The sequence below is a fragment of the Pseudomonas sp. W3I7 genome, assembly GCF_030816095.1.
GTDB lineage: Bacteria > Pseudomonadota > Gammaproteobacteria > Pseudomonadales > Pseudomonadaceae > Aquipseudomonas > Aquipseudomonas salomonii.
The window spans coordinates 1,342,999-1,360,415 of record NZ_JAUSXP010000001.1; the positions used below are offsets into that span (position 1 = coordinate 1,342,999).

At 61.0% G+C, this 17,417-nt stretch carries 11 protein-coding genes; 5 read left to right on the forward strand and 6 right to left on the reverse strand.

The annotated features are described in order from the left end of the window. Positions 1-25 precede the first annotated feature (25 nt). A complete protein-coding gene (locus QF043_RS06415) occupies positions 26-2,410 on the forward strand; it encodes a diguanylate cyclase (protein ID WP_307417877.1) in 2,385 nt (794 codons plus the stop codon). 120 nt (positions 2,411-2,530) lie between these two features. Here QF043_RS06415 and dacB read toward each other — a convergent pair whose 3' ends face one another. After that, positions 2,531-3,991: a D-alanyl-D-alanine carboxypeptidase/D-alanyl-D-alanine-endopeptidase gene (gene dacB / locus QF043_RS06420; protein ID WP_307417878.1), complete on the reverse strand. Its 1,461-nt coding sequence runs from the start codon at positions 3,989-3,991 to the stop codon at positions 2,531-2,533. Positions 3,992-4,227: 236 nt separating this feature from the next. Here dacB and QF043_RS06425 point away from each other — a divergent pair, with 236 nt between their 5' ends. Then, the gene (locus QF043_RS06425; RefSeq protein ID WP_307417879.1) at positions 4,228-4,572 is read left to right on the forward strand and encodes a YggL family protein; all 345 of its coding nucleotides are present in this window, start codon (positions 4,228-4,230) and stop codon (positions 4,570-4,572) included. Between the two features lie 36 nt (positions 4,573-4,608). On the opposite strand, the gene QF043_RS06430 is transcribed toward QF043_RS06425, so the two are convergent. Next, the gene (locus tag QF043_RS06430) at positions 4,609-5,799 is read right to left on the reverse strand and encodes a benzoate/H(+) symporter BenE family transporter (RefSeq protein WP_307417880.1); all 1,191 of its coding nucleotides are present in this window, start codon (positions 5,797-5,799) and stop codon (positions 4,609-4,611) included. Positions 5,800-6,013: 214 nt separating this feature from the next. Between QF043_RS06430 and QF043_RS06435 the strand changes: the two genes are divergently transcribed. Beyond that, positions 6,014-6,778: a GntR family transcriptional regulator gene (locus QF043_RS06435; protein ID WP_017134778.1), complete on the forward strand. Its 765-nt coding sequence runs from the start codon at positions 6,014-6,016 to the stop codon at positions 6,776-6,778. Positions 6,779-6,861: 83 nt separating this feature from the next. Here QF043_RS06435 and guaD read toward each other — a convergent pair whose 3' ends face one another. The 4 genes from guaD to xdhA all read right to left on the reverse strand — a co-directional run bounded on the left by guaD (position 6,862) and on the right by xdhA (position 12,985). Further along, complete coding sequence (guaD, locus tag QF043_RS06440; protein ID WP_305454889.1) at positions 6,862-8,166, reverse strand: guanine deaminase; 1,305 nt, start codon at positions 8,164-8,166, stop codon at positions 6,862-6,864. 15 nt (positions 8,167-8,181) lie between these two features. Then, a complete protein-coding gene (gene xdhC / locus QF043_RS06445; protein WP_307417881.1) occupies positions 8,182-9,021 on the reverse strand; it encodes a xanthine dehydrogenase accessory protein XdhC in 840 nt (279 codons plus the stop codon). 123 nt (positions 9,022-9,144) lie between these two features. After that, complete coding sequence (xdhB, locus tag QF043_RS06450; protein ID WP_307417882.1) at positions 9,145-11,544, reverse strand: xanthine dehydrogenase molybdopterin binding subunit; 2,400 nt, start codon at positions 11,542-11,544, stop codon at positions 9,145-9,147. Next, positions 11,537-12,985, reverse strand: a complete 1,449-nt coding sequence (gene xdhA, locus QF043_RS06455) for a xanthine dehydrogenase small subunit (RefSeq protein ID WP_307417883.1) — start codon at positions 12,983-12,985, stop codon at positions 11,537-11,539. The genes xdhB and xdhA overlap by 8 nt, the downstream gene beginning before the upstream one ends. 280 nt (positions 12,986-13,265) lie before the next feature. Here xdhA and QF043_RS06460 point away from each other — a divergent pair, with 280 nt between their 5' ends. Continuing rightward, complete coding sequence (locus tag QF043_RS06460; RefSeq protein ID WP_307417884.1) at positions 13,266-13,925, forward strand: GntR family transcriptional regulator; 660 nt, start codon at positions 13,266-13,268, stop codon at positions 13,923-13,925. 2 nt (positions 13,926-13,927) lie between these two features. Then, positions 13,928-17,416, forward strand: a complete 3,489-nt coding sequence (gene smc, locus QF043_RS06465; RefSeq protein ID WP_307417885.1) for a chromosome segregation protein SMC — start codon at positions 13,928-13,930, stop codon at positions 17,414-17,416. The last annotated feature ends 1 nt before the right edge of the window (position 17,417 follow it).

Sequence of the window (17,417 nt, forward strand, 5' to 3'; positions counted from 1 at the left end):
CACGCTGGCGTTGTGAGTGTTGCCTATGCCGATGCAAGCCGTTCGCCCGAAAATACTAGGCTTTATCAGTGAGCAGGCGTCGGCTTGGCTGGTGGCATTGGTGGTGTTATTGGCAGGTGTGGCGCTGACGGTCATCGTCGCCTGGGCGGCCGCCGACCTCTACCAGCAGCAAGTGCGCCAGCGTTTCCAGTTGTTGGTCAACGAGCGCTACATCCGCCTTCAGGAGCGTTTCGAAGACCAGGAGCAACGCCTGGCCAGCCTGCAGCGTTTCTTCGTCAATTCCAGTGACGTGTCCCGCGCCGAGTTCGATGGTTTCGCCAAGCCTTTGCTTCTGCGCGCCCGCGCCTATGCCTGGGCGCCGCGTATATTTCGCGAACAGCGCAGTGCTTTTGAACAGGAAATCTCGCGTCAGCGGGGTACACCTTTCGCCATTCGAGAGTTGAACGCTGCGGGTGAACTGGCGCCTGCGCCCGAGCGCGACGAGTATGTGCCGGTGTTGTATAGCCAGACCCAAAGCTTGCTGGGGTCACCCTTGGGGTTCGACCTGTTGGCCCAGCCCCTGCGCCGTTCGGTGCTTGAGCGGGTGCAAAGCAGCGGCCGGCCTGCGGTGTCCCAGCCCATGCAGTTGGTGGGCGTAGAACCGGCTTATGCTGCCGGCGTTTTGCTGGTGGCGCCCGTGAGTAAACCCGCCGACACCGAGCCCCATGGTTATGTGATGGCAGTGATCAGCATGCGCCAACTGGTCGCCGATGGTTTGCCCAAGCCCGGCCGCGACAACCTGGTGATGCAGATCGTCGACACCTCCGACACGCAGCAGCGTGTGCTGTACGCGTCCAGCAACGCGGTGGGCGACAGCGGCCTTGTCGCCACGCGCCGCCTCACCCTCGGCGACCATGTGTATGCCTTGAGCATTCGCGCCAGCCAGGTGTTCGACCAGGCCAATCACTCGTCGATGCACACCATCCTGGCCATGGGCGTGCTCCTCAGCCTGCTGCTCAGTGCGTTGCTGTATGTGTTGGTCAGCCAGCGCCAGCGTGCGCTCAAGCTGGTGGAGCAGCGCACGCAGCAGTTGCACCTGCGTGAGCAGGAGCTTCGCGCCGCCCACGGGCAATTGCGCAGTGTGCTGAACGCCGCCACCCATGTTGCGATCATTGCCACTGACCTGCGGGGTGTGATCAACACCTTCAATGCCGGTGCCGAGAAAATGCTCGGGTTCAAATCCGAGGCGGTGGTGGGGCGACTGACCCTGGAAAGCCTGCATCTGACCCATGAACTCGAAGCGCGCGCGGCCAGTTTGAGTGTGGCCCTGGGCAAGCGTATTCCGGCGAGCCAGGCGATGCTGGTGGAAAGCCCGGACAACCTGCACGAGGCGCGCGAGTGGACAATATTGCGCGAGGATGGCAGCTACCTGACGGTGAATATGCTCACCACCGTGTTGCTGGACGACTACGGCCTGTGGATCGGGCACTTGGCGATCTACCTGGATGTGACCGAACAGAAACGCGCCTACGAGGCGTTGGCTGCGCGCGACCGTCTACTGAAAAAACTCAGTGCCCACGTGCCTGGCGGGATCTTTCAGTTCACCCTTGAACCCAAGGGGAAAGGGCGTTTCATCTATGCCAGCGATGGTATGCGCGATATCTATGAAATCGACACGGGCGTATTGCAGCAAAACGCGGACAAGGTGTTCGAACGCATTCATCCGCAAGACGTGGAACGGGTGCGTCTGTCGATCCGGCTGTCGGCGCTGCAGTTGAGCCATTGGCGCGAAGAGTATCGGGTGGTGTTGCCGCAACGCGGCCTGCGCTGGATTCGTGGCGAAGCCACGCCGGAGGAGTTAACCGGCGGTGGCACGTTGTGGCATGGCTACGTGTCGGATATCTCCGATCTGAAGCGGGTCGAAGAGGAGCTGCGCGCGCTGTCGATTACCGACTCGCTGACGGGCATTCATAACCGCCGTTATTTTCAGGATCGCCTCAAGACCGAGATGCTCCGGCTCAACCGAACCACGGGCACATTGTCGTTGATCATGCTCGATATTGATCACTTCAAGCGCATCAATGATCAGCACGGGCATGCGGTGGGCGATGGGGTGTTGCAGGAAGTGTGCAAACGCATTGGCCGGCGCCTGCGCCGCACGGATGTGTTTTGTCGTTTGGGCGGCGAAGAGTTTGTGGTGCTGTGCCCGCATACCGATGCCGAGCAGGCTTATCACCTGGCGATGGAGTTGTGGCAGTCGCTGCGCACCGAACCGATGGAGGCGGTGGGCGTGGTGACCGCCAGCTTCGGTGTGGCCAGCTGGCGGATCGATGAAGGGATTGACGGGCTGCTGCTGCGCGCAGACTCGGCGGTGTATGTGGCCAAGCAGGCGGGCCGCGACCGGGTGGAGGCCGAGCGTTTGCGCGCCTGAAGGTGGGAGCTGGCTTGTCGAATCGTCGCACCGCTGCGATGCAGGCACCTCGGTACATCAGGTACACCGAGTTGATGCTATCGCAGGCAAGCCAGCTCCCACATTTGCTCTGTGTGGCCTTTAGAGCACGGGCGCTGCGGCTGTCAGCTTCGGCTGGCGATACAGGTCCAGCAGCACCTGATCGAGCACCGACGAAGCACCCCATGGCTTCGAGTCGTTGAGGATTGCTACCACCACCCAGCTATTACCGTTGTTATCGCGGCTGAACCCGGCAATGGCGCGCACGGTGTTCAAGGTGCCGGTCTTGACGTGAGCCTCACCGCGCAGGGCCGTGGTTTTCAGGCGTTTGCGCATGGTGCCGTCGGTGCCGGCAATCGGCAGCGAACTGATGTATTCCGCCGCGTACGGGCCTTTCCACGCCGCTTGCAGCATGGCCGCCATTTCGCGGGCGCTGACGCGTTCGGCACGGGACAGGCCGGAGCCGTTCTCCATCACCAGGTGCGGCGCGGTGATGCCTTTTTTCGCCAGCCACTGACGCACCACGCGTTGCGCGGCCTTGGCATCGTCGCCATCGGCGTCGTTACGGAACTGCGCGCCCAGGCTCAGGAACAACTGCTGGGCCATGGTGTTGTTACTGTATTTGTTGATGTCGCGGATGATTTCCGCCAGGTCCGGCGAGAACGCACGGGCCAGCACTTTAGCGTCTTTGGGCACCGGTGCCTGGATATCACGGCCCTGGATGGTGCCGCCCAACTCCTGCCAGATCGCACGCACGGCGCCGGCGGTGTAGGTGGCGTGGTCGAGCAGCGACAGGTAAGTCTGCGAGCTGCAGCCATCACCCAACTGGCCGCTGACCGTCACGGTGACGCTGCCATCGGCCGCGGTGACCGGGCTGTAGCGCACGTCCCCGGTGCATTGCTTGGCGTTGGAGACTTTGACTTGGTTGTCGATGCGAATACTCGCAATCGGCGGCTCGACCGACACGATCACCCGGCCCGAGTCATTACGAGTGACAAAGCGCAGGGCCTTGAGGTTGACCAGCAGGGCGTCCGGCTTGACCAGGAACGGCTTGTTCTCGTCGTTGCCGTCGTCATTGAATTCAGGCAATTGCGGCTGGTTGAAGAAACTGCGGTCCAGCACCAGGTCGCCGGTGACTTGCTGCACGCCATTGGCGCGCAGGTCACGCATCAGCAGCCAGAGTTTTTCCATATTCAGCTTGGGGTCACCGCCGCCCTTGAGGTAGAGGTTGCCGCGCAACACGCCACCGCTGAGGGTGCCGTCGGTGTAGAACTCGGTCTTCCACTGGTGGTTGGGGCCGAGCATTTCCAGGGCTGCGTAGGTGGTGACCAGCTTCATGGTGGAGGCCGGGTTTACCGAAACATCCGCGTTGAACACGGTCGGCGTGCCAGGCCCGGTGAGGGGCAGCATCACCAACGACAGCGAAGTATTGGGTATCTTGGCTTTCTGCAGCGCCTGCTGAACATTCGGCGGCAGGGTGTTGTTGATCGGCGCGGCGGTGACGGAAAAGGCCAGAGGTAGAAGAAAACCGGCAAGGAGTACTGAACGAAAAGAGTTGATCATAAGGAATAAAACCCTACTGCTGAGAAGGGTGAAAAAGGTGAGGGGTATGGAAGAAAATCCCTCATTGGTCACGAAAGTGTCGGCATTATGCCCCAAGGTGCATCCAGTTGTAGCTGAACGATAGCGGGTATTTCGGGTTTTTTTGCAGACCAATGGCCGCCCGTCCCATAGAGTCGGGCAAAGGTCGGCTTAAACTGCTAAAGTGCCGGCCGTTATTACTTAAGAGGATTGTTCCAATGGCGACTAACCGTTCCCAGCGTCTGCGCAAAAAACTGTGCGTTGATGAATTTCAAGAGCTGGGTTTCGAACTGAACCTGGACTTCAAAGAAGACCTGAGTGAAGAAGCTACCGATGCTTTCCTCGAAGCATTCATCAAAGAAGCCATGGAAGCCAACGGTCTGGGCTATGTCGGCGGCGATGACTTCGGTCTGGTTTGCCTGCAGAAGCGTGGCTCGGTCAACGAAGAGCAACGCGTAGCTGTCGAAAGCTGGCTCAAAGGCCGCAGCGAGCTGAAAAGCGCTGAAGTCAGCCTGTTGCTGGACGTGTGGTATCCGGAAAAGCCGATCAACGCGGCTAAGTGATACTAAAAAAACGGCGACCTTAGGGTCGCCGTTTTTTTATGCCTTGCGCCAGTTCAGAATCAGCAGCGTCAACACCCCCGCCACAATCCCCCAGAACGCCGAGCCGATGGAAAACAGCGTCAAGCCAGACGCGGTGACCATAAAGGTGATCAGCGCCGCTTCCCGTTCCTTCGGCTCATTCATGGCGATACTCAAGCCATTGATGATCGAGCCAAACAGCGCCAGAGCCGCAATCGACAGCACCAGTTCCTTGGGCAGTGCAGCGAACAACGCCGCCAAGGTTGCGCCGAACACCCCGGCAATCCCGTAGAACACCCCGCACCACACGGCGGCGGTGTAGCGCTTGTTGCGGTCTTCATGGGCGTGCGGCCCGGTGCAGATCGCCGCGCTGATCGCGGCCAGGTTGATGCCGTGGGAGCCGAACGGCGCCAGTACCAGCGAGGCCAGGCCGGTGGCGGTGATCAGCGGCGAGGCGGGCACGGTGTAGCCGTCGGCGCGCAGCACGGCGACGCCGGGCATGTTCTGTGAGGTCATCGCCACCACGAACAAAGGGATGCCGATGCTGATCGTGGCCGCCAGCGAGAAGTGTGGCGTGGTCCACACCGGTGTGGCCACTTCCAGATGAAAACCGCTGAAGTCCAGCAAGCCCATCAGCCCTGACAACAGGGTGCCGATCACCAGCGCGGCCAGCACGGCATAACGCGGCGACAGGCGCTTGATCACCAGATAAGTGAAAAACATCCCCAGCACCAACCCGGTGCGATGTTGCGCGGCGACGAATATCTCGCTGCCGATCTTGAACAGAATCCCCGCGAGCAAGGCAGCTGCCAACGAGGCGGGAATGCGCTTGACCAGTTTTTCAAAGCTGCCGGTCAGCCCGCACAGCGTCACCAGCACGGCGCAGGTGATGTAGGCGCCAATGGCCTCGCCGTAGCTCACGCCGCCCAGGCTGGTGATCAGCAGCGCGGCGCCGGGCGTGGACCAGGCGATGGTGATCGGCGTGCGATAGCGCAACGACAGGCCGATGCTGCACACCGCCATGCCGATGGAGATCGCCCAGATCCACGAAGAAATCTGCGCGGTGGTCAAGCCGGCGGCCTGGCCGGCCTGGAACATCAGCACCAGGGAGCTGGTGTAGCCGGTCATCATGGCGATGAAGCCGGCGGCGACGGCCGACGCAGAAGTGTCGGCCAACGGGCGCAAAGGCGCTTGGGTGGCGTCGGTCATGGAGAGGTGTTCCTTTTACCTGGGAAAAAGCGAATTCAAGCCTAAACTCAAACGTAACCACTCATTGCAATACAGCCGCCACCGCAAATAGCCGTACAGTGTGTTGGCGCATTGGGTTGTGTACAATGTGCCCTGTTTTTAGGTGATACTTGCCAGCAACACGCTGTTGACGTATTACCGTTAATTCGCCGCCGTTCTCCAAACCCGAGTGCCCATGAACGAACAGTTGCAACCTCTCAAGAAACAACCGCGAGCCGGCAAGGCCGGTCGCAGCGGAACCCAGGACGATATCGTCTACGCGCATATCTTCGAGGCGATCCTCGAACAACGCCTGGCGCCCGGTACCAAATTGAGTGAAGAAGCACTGGGCGAAATCTTCGGCGTCAGCCGCACCATCATCCGTCGCGCGCTCTCGCGCCTGGCCCATGAAGGCGTGGTACTGCTGCGGCCCAATCGCGGTGCGGTGGTGGCAAGCCCAAGTGTAGAAGAAGCCCGTCAGGTATTTCTTGCCCGGCGGCTGGTGGAGCGCGCGATCACTGAGCTTGCGGTGCAGCACGCCACCGCCGAGCAATTGGCCGAACTGCGCCAGATGGTCAACGATGAGCGCGACAGCTTCTCACGGGGTGATCGCGGTGCCGGTATCCGCCTCTCCGGCGAATTCCACCTGAAGCTCGCCGAAGCCGCAAAGAATGCGCCGCTGATCAGCTTCCAGCGCAGCCTGGTGTCGCAAACCTCGTTGATCATCGCCCAGTACGAAAGCGGCAACCGCTCGCACTGTTCCTACGATGAGCACACCCAGCTGATCGATGCGATCGAAGCACGCGACGCAACGCTGGCGGTGAATTTGATGATGCATCACATGGATCACATCGACAGCAAGCTCAACCTCGACGAGGAAAGCGCGTCGGATGATTTGCACGCGGTGTTCTCGCATTTGCTGCAGACCAAGAAGCCAGGGCGTTCTTCAGTCAAACTGTAATTGCTGACTCACCCCGAACAGTAGGTGGGCGCTGGGCTTGTGTGGGAGCTGGCTCCCACATTTGTTTTATGGTGTGGCTCAGATCAGCGTTGATGCACCAGGTTGCCGGCCGCGTAGGTCTGTAGAATCGTCCGGTCATCCCCCAGCGTCATCAACACAAACAACGTCTCGGCAATGTTATTGGCCTGCTTCAAGCGATAGCTGAGCAGCGGCGTAGCGTTGTAGTCCAGCACCAAAAAGTCCGCATCCGTGCCCGGCTGCAACGTGCCGATCTTGTCTTCCAGGCGCAGTGCCCGCGCACCGCCCAAGGTGGCCAGGTACAGCGACTTGAACGGGCTCAAACGCGCGCCCTGCAGTTGCATGACCTTGTAGGCTTCATTCAGGGTTTGCAGCAGCGAGAAGCTGGTGCCGCCGCCCACGTCAGTGCCCAGGCCCACATTCAGCTTGTGCTTCTCGGCCATCGGCAAGTTGAACAAGCCACTGCCAAGAAACAAGTTCGAGGTCGGGCAGAACGCCACGGCCGAACCGGTCTCGGCCAACCGTGCGCACTCGTCATCACACAGGTGTACGCCGTGGGCAAACACCGAGCGCTCGCCCAGCAGTTTGTAGTGGTCGTACACGTCCAGGTAGCCGTTGCGCTCCGGGAACAGCTCTTTTACCCACTCGACTTCCTGCTTGTTCTCGCTGATGTGCGTCTGCATGTACAGGTCCGGGTATTCGCCCAGCAGTTGCCCGGCCAGCGCCAGTTGTTCCGCAGTGCTGGTCGGCGCAAAACGTGGCGTGACGGCATAGTGCAAACGGCCCTTGCCGTGCCAGCGTTCGATCAGCGCCTTGCTTTCCTGGTAGCCGGATTCGGCGGTGTCGGTCAGGTAGTCCGGCGCGTTGCGGTCCATCATCACTTTGCCGGCGATCATGCGCAGGTCGAGTTTCTCGGCGGCTTCAAAGAACGCGTTCACCGACTGCGGGTGCACACTGCCGAACACCAACGCCGTGGTGGTGCCATTGCGCAACAGTTCCTTGATAAAGATACCCGCGACTTCCTCGGCGTGGGCCTTGTCGGCGAACTGGCTTTCACACGGGAAGGTGTAGGTGTTGAGCCAATCCAGCAATTGCTCGCCATAGGCACCGACCATGCCGGTTTGCGGCAGGTGAATGTGGGTGTCGATCAGGCCGGGCGTGATCAGCGCATCCTGATAATGGGTCACGTCGATGTCGGCCGGCAGCGTTGGCAGCAAATCGCTGGCGTGGCCCAGGGCGCTGATCTGGCCGTTATCGATCACCAGCAGGCCGTCTTCGAAATACTCATAGGAGGCTTCGATCCCCACTTCGGCGGGGTCGGCGATGCTGTGCAAAATGGCGGCACGGTAGGCTTTGCGAGTCAAAGGCATGGTGATCTCAATGTTTTAGATAGCTTGGCTGCGACGCGAGGCCGGCAGCAGTTTGGCAACAGGTTCGGCGCTCGCACTGTGCTGGCCGAAATTCGCGTTATAGGTGGCGATGATTTCGCCGGCGATGGAGATGGCGATCTCCACCGGCAGTTTGCCCTTCACCTCGGTGAGGCCCATGGGGCAGCGCATGCGTTGCAGGTGCGCGGTGTCGAAGCCGCGATCACGCAGGCGGTGTTCGAACTTGACCCGTTTGGTTTTTGAACCGATCAGGCCGAAATAGGCGAAGTCATTGCGCTTGAGCAGCGCGGCAGTCAGTTCCAGGTCCAACGCGTGATTGTGGGTCATCACGATGCAGTAACTGCCCACCGGCAGGTCGGCAATTTCGTCCACCGGCTCTTCGCTGATGATTTTACGCACGCCCTGAGGGATATGTTCCGGAAACTCTTGATCTCGCGAATCAATCCAGCGCACCCGGCACGGCAGGCTCGCCAATAACGGCACCAGGGCGCGGCCGACATGGCCGGCGCCAAATACCGCGATCTGCGCCTGCACCTGGCCCATGGGTTCGAACAGCAACACCGTCACGCCGCCGCAGCACTGGCCCAGGCTGGCGCCGAGGCTGAAGCGCTCCAGATGGGTGTTCTGCTGGCCACGCCCCAGCATGTCGCGGGCGATCTGCATGGCTTTGTATTCCAGGTGCCCGCCGCCGATGGTGTCGAAGGTGTGCGCGGTGCTGATCACCATTTTTGAGCCGGCATTGCGCGGCGTGGAGCCGAGCTCTTCGATGATGGTCACCAGCACGCAGGGTTCACCCTGGTTCTGCAGGTCGGCGAGGGCGCTGATCCAGTTGTTCATGTCTACCTCAACATTGCTGTTGTCAATCAGGCCGCTATCGCAGGCAAGCCAGCTCCCACATTTGAAGGCATTCATCGATCAAAATGTGGGAACTGGCTTGCCTGCGATGGCACCACCTCGGTCCTAAAGCGAAGCCATCTCGGTTTCAGTCTCAACGGCTTTCGCAGCGCTCAACTGCCGCATCTGCTCACAGCCCCACAACACCCGCTCCGGCGTCGCCGGCGCGTCAATCTTCGGCTGATGGCGATAGTCACCCAAACTCGCCACGGCATCCTTGATCGCACACCACGAAGCAATCCCGAGCATAAATGGCGGCTCGCCCACGGCCTTGGAATGGAACACCGTGTCTTCCGGGTTTTTGCGGTTTTCCACCAGCTTCACACGCAAATTCAGCGGCATGTCCGCCACGGCCGGGATCTTGTAGCTGGCCGGGCCGTTGGTCATCAGCTTGCCCTTGTTGTTCCACACCAGCTCTTCCATGGTCAGCCAGCCCATGCCCTGGATAAAGCCGCCTTCGACCTGGCCGATGTCGATGGCCGGGTTCAGCGAGGCGCCCACATCGTGAAGGATGTCGGTGCGCAACATTTTGTATTCGCCGGTGAGGGTGTCGACGATCACTTCGCAGCAGGCCGCGCCGAACGCGAAGTAGTAGAACGGCCGACCACGCGCCTGGCTGCGGTCGTAAAAGATTTTCGGGGTCTTGTAAAAGCCGGTGCTCGACAGCGAAACCTGAGCGAAATACGCCTGCTGGATCAGCGCCTCAAAGGTCAGGATCTGATCGCGCACGCGCACGTGGCCATTGTGGAACTCCACGTCCGCTTCGCTCACGTCGTACTTGCGCGCGGCAAATTCCACCAGGCGTTGCTTGATGGTTTCGGCAGCGTTCTGCGCGGCCTTGCCGTTCAAGTCGGCACCGCTGGAGGCGGCGGTTGGCGAGGTGTTGGGCACCTTGTCGGTGTTGGTGGCGGTGATTTGCACGCGGTCGATCTCGACCTGGAATATTTCAGCCACCACCTGCGCGACCTTGATGTTCAAGCCCTGGCCCATCTCGGTGCCGCCGTGGTTCAGGTGGATGCTGCCGTCGGTGTAAATGTGGATCAGCGCACCGGCCTGGTTGAGGAAACTGGCGGTAAACGAAATGCCGAATTTCACCGGCGTCAGCGCCAGGCCTTTTTTCAGAATCGGGCTGTGGGCGTTGTACAGGCGGATCGCTTCGCGACGCTCGGCGTACTGGCTGCTGGCTTCAAGCTCGGCGGTCATTTCTTCGAGCATGTTGTGCTCGACGGTCTGGTAGTAATGGGTGACGTTGCGCTCGGTCTTGCCGTAGTAATTGACCTTGCGCACCGCCAACGGGTCCAGCGCCAGATGGCGCGCAATGGCGTCCATGACTTCCTCGATGGCGACCATGCCTTGCGGGCCGCCAAAGCCGCGATACGCGGTGTTGGACGCGGTGTTGGTCTTGCAGCGGTGGCCGTTGACGGTGGCGTCGCCCAGGTAATACGAGTTGTCGGAGTGGAACATCGCGCGGTCGACAATTGAGTTGGACAGGTCCGGCGAACAGCCGCAGTTACCCGCCAGGTCCAGATTGATGCCGTGCAGGCGGCCGTTGTCGTCAAAGCCCACGTCGTATTCGATATAGAACGGGTGGCGCTTGCCGGTCATCAGCATGTCTTCGACACGCGGCAGGCGCATCTTGGTCGGCTGGCCGGTCAGGCGCGCGACCACTGCGCACAGGCACGCGGGGCTGGCGGCCTGGGTTTCCTTGCCGCCAAAACCACCGCCCATGCGGCGCATATCCACGACGATTTTATTCATCGACACGTCGAGTACTTCGGCCACCAGCTTTTGCACCTCGGTGGGGTTTTGCGTGGAGCAGTAGACGATCATGCCGCCGTCTTCGGTGGGCATTACCGAGGAAATCTGGGTTTCCAGGTAGAAGTGTTCCTGGCCGCCGATATGCAGGGTGCCCTGGATACGGTTTTTCGCGGTGGCCAGTGCGCCCGCCGAATCACCGCGTTGGTGGGTGTGGCTGTCGAGCACAAAGTGCTTGTTGCGAAAGGCCTCGACCACATCCAGCACCGGTTCCAGGTCTTCGTATTCGATCACCGCCGCCATGGCCGCTTGGCGTGCGGTCTCCAGGTCGCGGGCGGCCACGGCCAACACCACTTGGCCGACGAACTGCACGGTATCGATGGCCAGCAACGGGTCGCCGGGCATCAGCGGGCCGATGTCTTTGAGGCCCGGCACATCTTCGTGGGTGATGGCGATGCGCACGCCGTCAAAGGCGTAGCAGGGCGCGGTGTCGATGCTGATGATGCGTGCGTGGGCGCGGTCGGACATGCGCGCATACAGGTGCAACTGGTTAGGAAATTCGAGGCGATCATCGATGTACTGCGCTTCACCGCTGACGTGCTTGGCGGCGCTGTCATGCTTGACGCTGCGGCCGACTCCGGTGGTCAGGTCCTGGGCAAACAGCTCGGCGAGTTCGGCCTGGGTTTTAACGACGGCGTGATGGTTAGACATAAGCGGTCACCCGAGTCTCGATGTGCGGTGTTTGCAATTCGATGAAGTATTTGCGCAGCAGGTTCTGCGCGCTGAGCAGGCGGTATTCCTTGCTGGCGCGGAAGTCCGACAGCGGGGTGAAATCCTGGGCGAGGGCGGCGCAGGCTTTCTCCACCGTGGCGGCGTTCCAGGTGGCGCCGACCAGCACGGCTTCGCCGCTGTTCGCGCGCTTGGGCGTGGCCGCCATGCCACCGAACGCCACGCGTGCGTCGGTGATCACACCGTTGTCGATCTTCAGGTTGAACGCTGCGCACACGGCGGAAATATCGTCGTCCAGGCGTTTGGAAACCTTGTAGGCACGGAACAGCGCGTGGCCCTTGGGCACGATGATCTTCTCGATAAACTCGCTGTCCTGGCGCGCTGTGACGCGGTAGTCGATAAAGTAATCTTCCAGCGCCAAAGTGCGACGGGTGTTGCCCTTGCACAGCACGATTTGCGCGCCGAGGGCGATCAGCAGTGGCGGCGAATCGCCGATGGGCGAGGCGTTGCCGATATTGCCGCCCAGGGTGCCCTGATTGCGGATTTGCAGCGAGGCGAAGCGGTGCAGCAAATCGCCGAAGTCCGGGTATTCGTGGTGCAACGCGCCGTAGCAATCGGACAGCGGTGTGGCTGCGCCGATTTCCAGGCGGTCGTCGAACGACTCGATGCGCTTCATCTCTTCGATGTTGCCGACGTAGATCATCACCGGCAGCACGCGGTGAAACTGCGTGACTTCCAGCGCCAGATCAGTGCCCCCCGCCAGCAAACGCGCCTGCGGGTAGGCGTCGTAGAGGTCGGCCAGGTCGGCCACGGTGAGCGGCACCAGGCAGCGTTTGTCACCGCTGTTGAGTTCACCGGTTTGCGTGGGCGCGATGGCTTTGAGCCGGGCGATGGTCTCGGCCTGGCGGCTGTCGAACTGATCCGCCGGCTTGTTGCAGCAGGCCTGTTCGGCGGCGGCCAGAATCGGGCGGTAACCGGTGCAACGGCACAGGTTGCCGGCCAGCGCTTCATGGGCTTTCTGGCTGTCGGGGGCGTCGCTGTTCTTTTGCAGGGCAAACAGCGACATCACAAAGCCTGGGGTGCAAAAGCCGCATTGCGAGCCGTGGCACTCGACCATGGCCTGTTGCACGCTGTGCAGTTGGCCTTGATGCTTGAGGTCTTCGACGCTGATCAGTTGTTTGCCGTGCAATGACGACACAAACGTCAGGCAGGAATTGAGGCTGCGATAGCGGATCTGCTCCGCGCCTTGATTGTCGGTGTGCAATTCGCCGACTACCACGGTGCATGCACCACAATCGCCGCTGGCGCAGCCTTCCTTGGTACCGGATTTGCCCAAATGCTCGCGCAAATAGTTGAGCACGGTCAGGTTGGGGTCCAGGGCGTGCTCGCTACGGAGTTCCTGGTTAAGTAAAAACTGGATCACGGAAGGCCTCGCAGACTCATTATTGTTGTTAACCGCTTTGCGCCGAATCTAGTCATGTCTGACTTTTCGGTCAACGATTTTCTGACCAGAAGGTCAAGAAATTGCGATCGCAACACTTTCAATTATGGTCCAGTCTTCTGGAACCGGTGTTTTTGCTGGCTTTTGGCTTTTCAGCGTTGCTTATTTCATGCCAAATTCGCGCCTGTGGGCGTAGCGCCATCAGCCAGCCAATGCGCTACACTGCCGCGCTTGTACCGATAGCAGATTTTGAAGGGAAAACATGACGTTCAAGGCGCCGGACAGTCTCGCCGAGCAAATTGCTCACCACCTCGCCGAACGTATCATTCGCGGCGATCTCAAGCCTGGGGAGCGGATCCAGGAACAGAAAGTCACGCTGGCATTGAATGTCAGCCGTGGCTCCGTGCGTGAAGCTTTGCTGATCCTCGAGCGTCGCCACCTGATCGCGATCCTGCCGCGCCGTGGCGCCCACGTCACCGAACTTACCGCGCACAAGGTGCAGAGCCTGTGCACGCTGATGGGCGAGTTGTACATCCTGCTCGGCAATTCGGTGGCTGAGGGCTGGAAGGTTCAGGCCGACATGGCGCCGTTTCTGCAGATCCAGCAACGCCTGATCACCAGTTTCGAGCGTGAGGACATACGTTCCTTCGTCGAAGAAAGCTTCAGTGTGATGCGCGCCGCGTACCCCTTCGCCAACAACCCGTATTTGCAGGAAACCGTCGAAAACCTGCAGCCGGCGATGAACCGTGCCTATTACCTGGCCCTGGATCAGCGCAAGGCGGAGATGAGTGAGTACCTGGCGCTGTTCGAGCAACTGCTCGCGGCGGTGCTCGCCCGTGACCTGCCGCAGATCCGCCAGGTGCTGTCGGCCTACTGCGAGCGCAGCAGCTCGCTGGTCATCGCTGCGTTGGCAGGCGCCTAAGCGTGCGGCTCAAGTGCATCAAACTGGCGGGGTTCAAATCCTTCGTCGACCCGACCACGGTGAACTTCCCCAGTAACATGGCGGCGGTGGTCGGGCCCAATGGTTGCGGCAAGTCGAACATCATCGACGCCGTACGTTGGGTGATGGGCGAGAGCTCGGCAAAAAACCTGCGTGGCGAGTCGATGACCGACGTCATCTTCAATGGCTCCACCAGCCGCAAGCCGGTGAGCCAGGCCAGCATCGAACTGGTGTTCGATAACTCCGATGGCACCTTGATCGGCGAATATGCGGCCTACGCGGAAATCTCGATTCGCCGCAAAGTGACGCGCGACAGCCAGAACAGTTACTTCCTCAACGGCACCAAATGCCGTCGACGCGATATCACCGATATTTTCCTCGGCACAGGCTTAGGTCCGCGCAGCTACTCGATCATCGAGCAGGGCATGATCTCCAAGCTGATCGAAGCCAAGCCCGAAGACCTGCGTAACTTTATCGAAGAAGCGGCCGGCATCTCCAAGTACAAGGAGCGCCGCCGCGAGACCGAAAACCGTATCCGCCGTACCCACGAAAACCTCGCCCGCTTGACCGACCTGCGTGAAGAGCTGGAGCGTCAACTGGAACGCCTGCACCGTCAGGCCCAGGCCGCCGAGAAGTACCAGGAATACAAGGGCGAGGAGCGCCAGCTCAAGGCGCAGCTCTCGGCCCTGCGCTGGCAGGCGCTCAATGATCAGGTCGGCCAGCGCGAAGCGATCATCGGCACCCAGGAAATCAGCTTTGAAGCACTGGTGGCCGAGCAGCGTAATGCCGACGCCAGCATCGAGCGCTTGCGTGACGGTCACCATGACCTGTCCGAGCGCTTCAATTTAGTGCAGGGGCGGTTCTACTCGGTAGGCGGCGATATCGCCCGGGTCGAGCAGAGCATCCAGCACGGCCAGCAGCGCCTGCGCCAGTTGCAGGATGATTTGAAAGAGGCCGAACGCGCGCGGCTGGAAACCGAGTCGCACCTGGGCCACGACCGCACGTTGCTGCTGACGTTGGGCGAAGAGCTGGACATGCTCACGCCCGAGCAGGAAATCACCAGCGCCGCCGCCGAAGAGGCCGCCGCCGCCCTGGAAGAAGCCGAAACCACCATGCACGGCTGGCAGGAGCAGTGGGACACATTCAACCTGAAATCCGCCGAGCCGCGCCGCCAGGCTGAGGTGCAGCAATCGCGCATCCAGCAACTGGAAACCAGCATGGAGCGCCTCGCCGAACGCCAGCGCCGCATGCAGGAGGAGCGCGCGTTGCTCGCCGCCGACCCGGAAGATGCGGCGATCATGGCGCTGAGCGAGCAGCTGGCCGAAAGTGAAATGACCCTGGAAGAACTCGAGGCCAGCGAAGAACAACAAGTGGAGCGCCTGGAGCAATTGCGTCAGCAACTGCAACAGGCGACCCAGGCCCAGCAGCAGGCCCAGGGCGATTTGCAGCGTCTCAACGGGCGCTTGGCGTCGCTTGAAGCCTTGCAGCAGGCCGCGCTGGACCCAGGCACCGGCACCGCCGAATGGCTGCGTGACCAGCACCTGGCTGAGCGTCCGCGCCTGGCCGAAGGCTTAAAAGTTGAAGCGGGTTGGGAGCTGGCGGTCGAGACCGTGTTGGGCGCCGACCTGCAAGCCGTTTTGGTGGATGATTTTGGCGGTTTCGACCTGGCCGGTTTTGCTCAGGGCGATTTGCGTTTGCTCAGCCCCGCAGCCGATGGCACGCGAGTGCCGGGCAGTTTGCTCGACAAGGTTGAGGCGGCGGTTGATCTGGCGCCGTGGCTGGGCCAGGTCAAACCGGTTGAATCACTGGAACAGGCCCTGGCCCAGCGTGGCCAATTGGGCGCCGGCGAAAGCCTGATCAGCCGGGATGGTTACTGGATTGGCCGGCACTTCCTGCGCGTGCGTCGTGCCAGTGAGGCCGAGAGCGGCGTATTGGCCCGTGGCCAGGAGATCGTCAACCTGGGCGCCGAACGCGAAGAGCGCGAGGCCACCCTTGAAAGCCTGGAAACCGAACTGCAAACCCTGCGTGCCACCCAGCGCCAGCAAGAGACCGGCCGCGAACACCTGCGCCGCCTGTTGCAGGACGAAGCGCGCCAGCAAGGCGAACTGAAAGCCCAGCTGTCGGCGAGCAAGGCCAAGGCCGAGCAACTGACCCTGCGCCGCACCCGCCTTGACGAAGAAGTGGCCGAGATGGGCGAGCAACGCGCCCTCGAACACGAACAGATCGGCGAAGCGCGCCTGCACTTGCAGGAAGCCCTCGACAGCATGGCGCTGGATACCGAGCAGCGCGAACTGCTGCTGGCCCAGCGCGACAGCCTGCGTGAACGCCTCGACCGCGTGCGCCAGGAAGCCCGTCAGCACAAAGATCACGCCCATCAGTTGGCGGTGCGCCTGGGCTCGTTGCAGGCCCAGCACACCTCCACGCGCCAGGCCCTTGAGCGTCTGGAGATGCAGTCTGAACGCCTGACCGAAAAGCGTGAGCAACTGAGCCTCAACCTGGAGGAGGGCGAAGCGCCGCTGGAAGAATTGCGCCTCAAGCTCGAAGAGTTGCTCGACAAGCGCATGACCGTCGACGAAGAACTCAAGACCGCGCAAATCGCCCTGGAAGACGCCGACCGCGAACTGCGCGACGCCGAGAAACGCCGGACTCAGGCCGAGCAGCAATCCCAGCTGATTCGCGGCCAGCTCGAACAACAGCGCATGGAGTGGCAAGCCCTGACCGTGCGCCGCAAGACCCTGCAAGACCAGTTGTTGGAAGACGGCTACGACCTGCACGGCGTGCTCACCACCTTGACCGCCCAGGCCAACGAAAAAGACGCCGAAGAAGAACTTGAGCGCATCGCCGCGCGTATCCAGCGCCTCGGCGCGATCAACCTCGCAGCCATCGACGAATACCAGCAACAGTCTGAGCGTAAACGTTACCTGGACGCTCAGGACGCCGACCTGGTCGAAGCGCTGGACACCCTGGAAAACGTGATTCGCAAGATCGACAAGGAAACCCGTAACCGCTTCAAAGATACCTTTGATCAGATTAATGGCGGTTTACAGGCGTTATTCCCGAAAGTTTTCGGTGGAGGCAGCGCCTACTTGGAACTGACGGGCGAAGATCTACTCGATACAGGGGTGACGATCATGGCGCGGCCGCCAGGCAAGAAGAACAGCACCATCCATTTGTTGTCCGGTGGCGAAAAGGCCCTGACCGCATTGGCCCTGGTATTTGCGATCTTCAAGTTGAACCCGGCGCCGTTTTGCATGCTCGACGAAGTTGACGCGCCGCTGGATGACGCTAACGTTGGACGCTACGCTCGGTTGGTTAAAGAGATGTCCCAGACCGTGCAGTTCATCTACATCACCCACAACAAGATCGCCATGGAAATGGCCGATCAGTTGATGGGCGTGACGATGCACGAGCCGGGTTGTTCGCGATTGGTGGCGGTGGATGTCGAAGAAGCGATGGCGATGGTGGACGCCTAGT

What these genes read in the sequence shown, in the direction of transcription:
- QF043_RS06415 (WP_307417877.1), top strand. Translation starts at nt 26, where the DNA reads ATGCCGATGCAAGCCGTTCGCCCGAAAATACTAGGCTTTATCAGTGAG.
- dacB (WP_307417878.1), bottom strand. Translation starts at nt 3,991, where the DNA reads ATGATCAACTCTTTTCGTTCAGTACTCCTTGCCGGTTTTCTTCTACCT.
- QF043_RS06425 (WP_307417879.1), top strand. Translation starts at nt 4,228, where the DNA reads ATGGCGACTAACCGTTCCCAGCGTCTGCGCAAAAAACTGTGCGTTGAT.
- QF043_RS06430 (WP_307417880.1), bottom strand. Translation starts at nt 5,799, where the DNA reads ATGACCGACGCCACCCAAGCGCCTTTGCGCCCGTTGGCCGACACTTCT.
- QF043_RS06435 (WP_017134778.1), top strand. Translation starts at nt 6,014, where the DNA reads ATGAACGAACAGTTGCAACCTCTCAAGAAACAACCGCGAGCCGGCAAG.
- guaD (WP_305454889.1), bottom strand. Translation starts at nt 8,166, where the DNA reads ATGCCTTTGACTCGCAAAGCCTACCGTGCCGCCATTTTGCACAGCATC.
- xdhC (WP_307417881.1), bottom strand. Translation starts at nt 9,021, where the DNA reads ATGAACAACTGGATCAGCGCCCTCGCCGACCTGCAGAACCAGGGTGAA.
- xdhB (WP_307417882.1), bottom strand. Translation starts at nt 11,544, where the DNA reads ATGTCTAACCATCACGCCGTCGTTAAAACCCAGGCCGAACTCGCCGAG.
- QF043_RS06460 (WP_307417884.1), top strand. Translation starts at nt 13,266, where the DNA reads ATGACGTTCAAGGCGCCGGACAGTCTCGCCGAGCAAATTGCTCACCAC.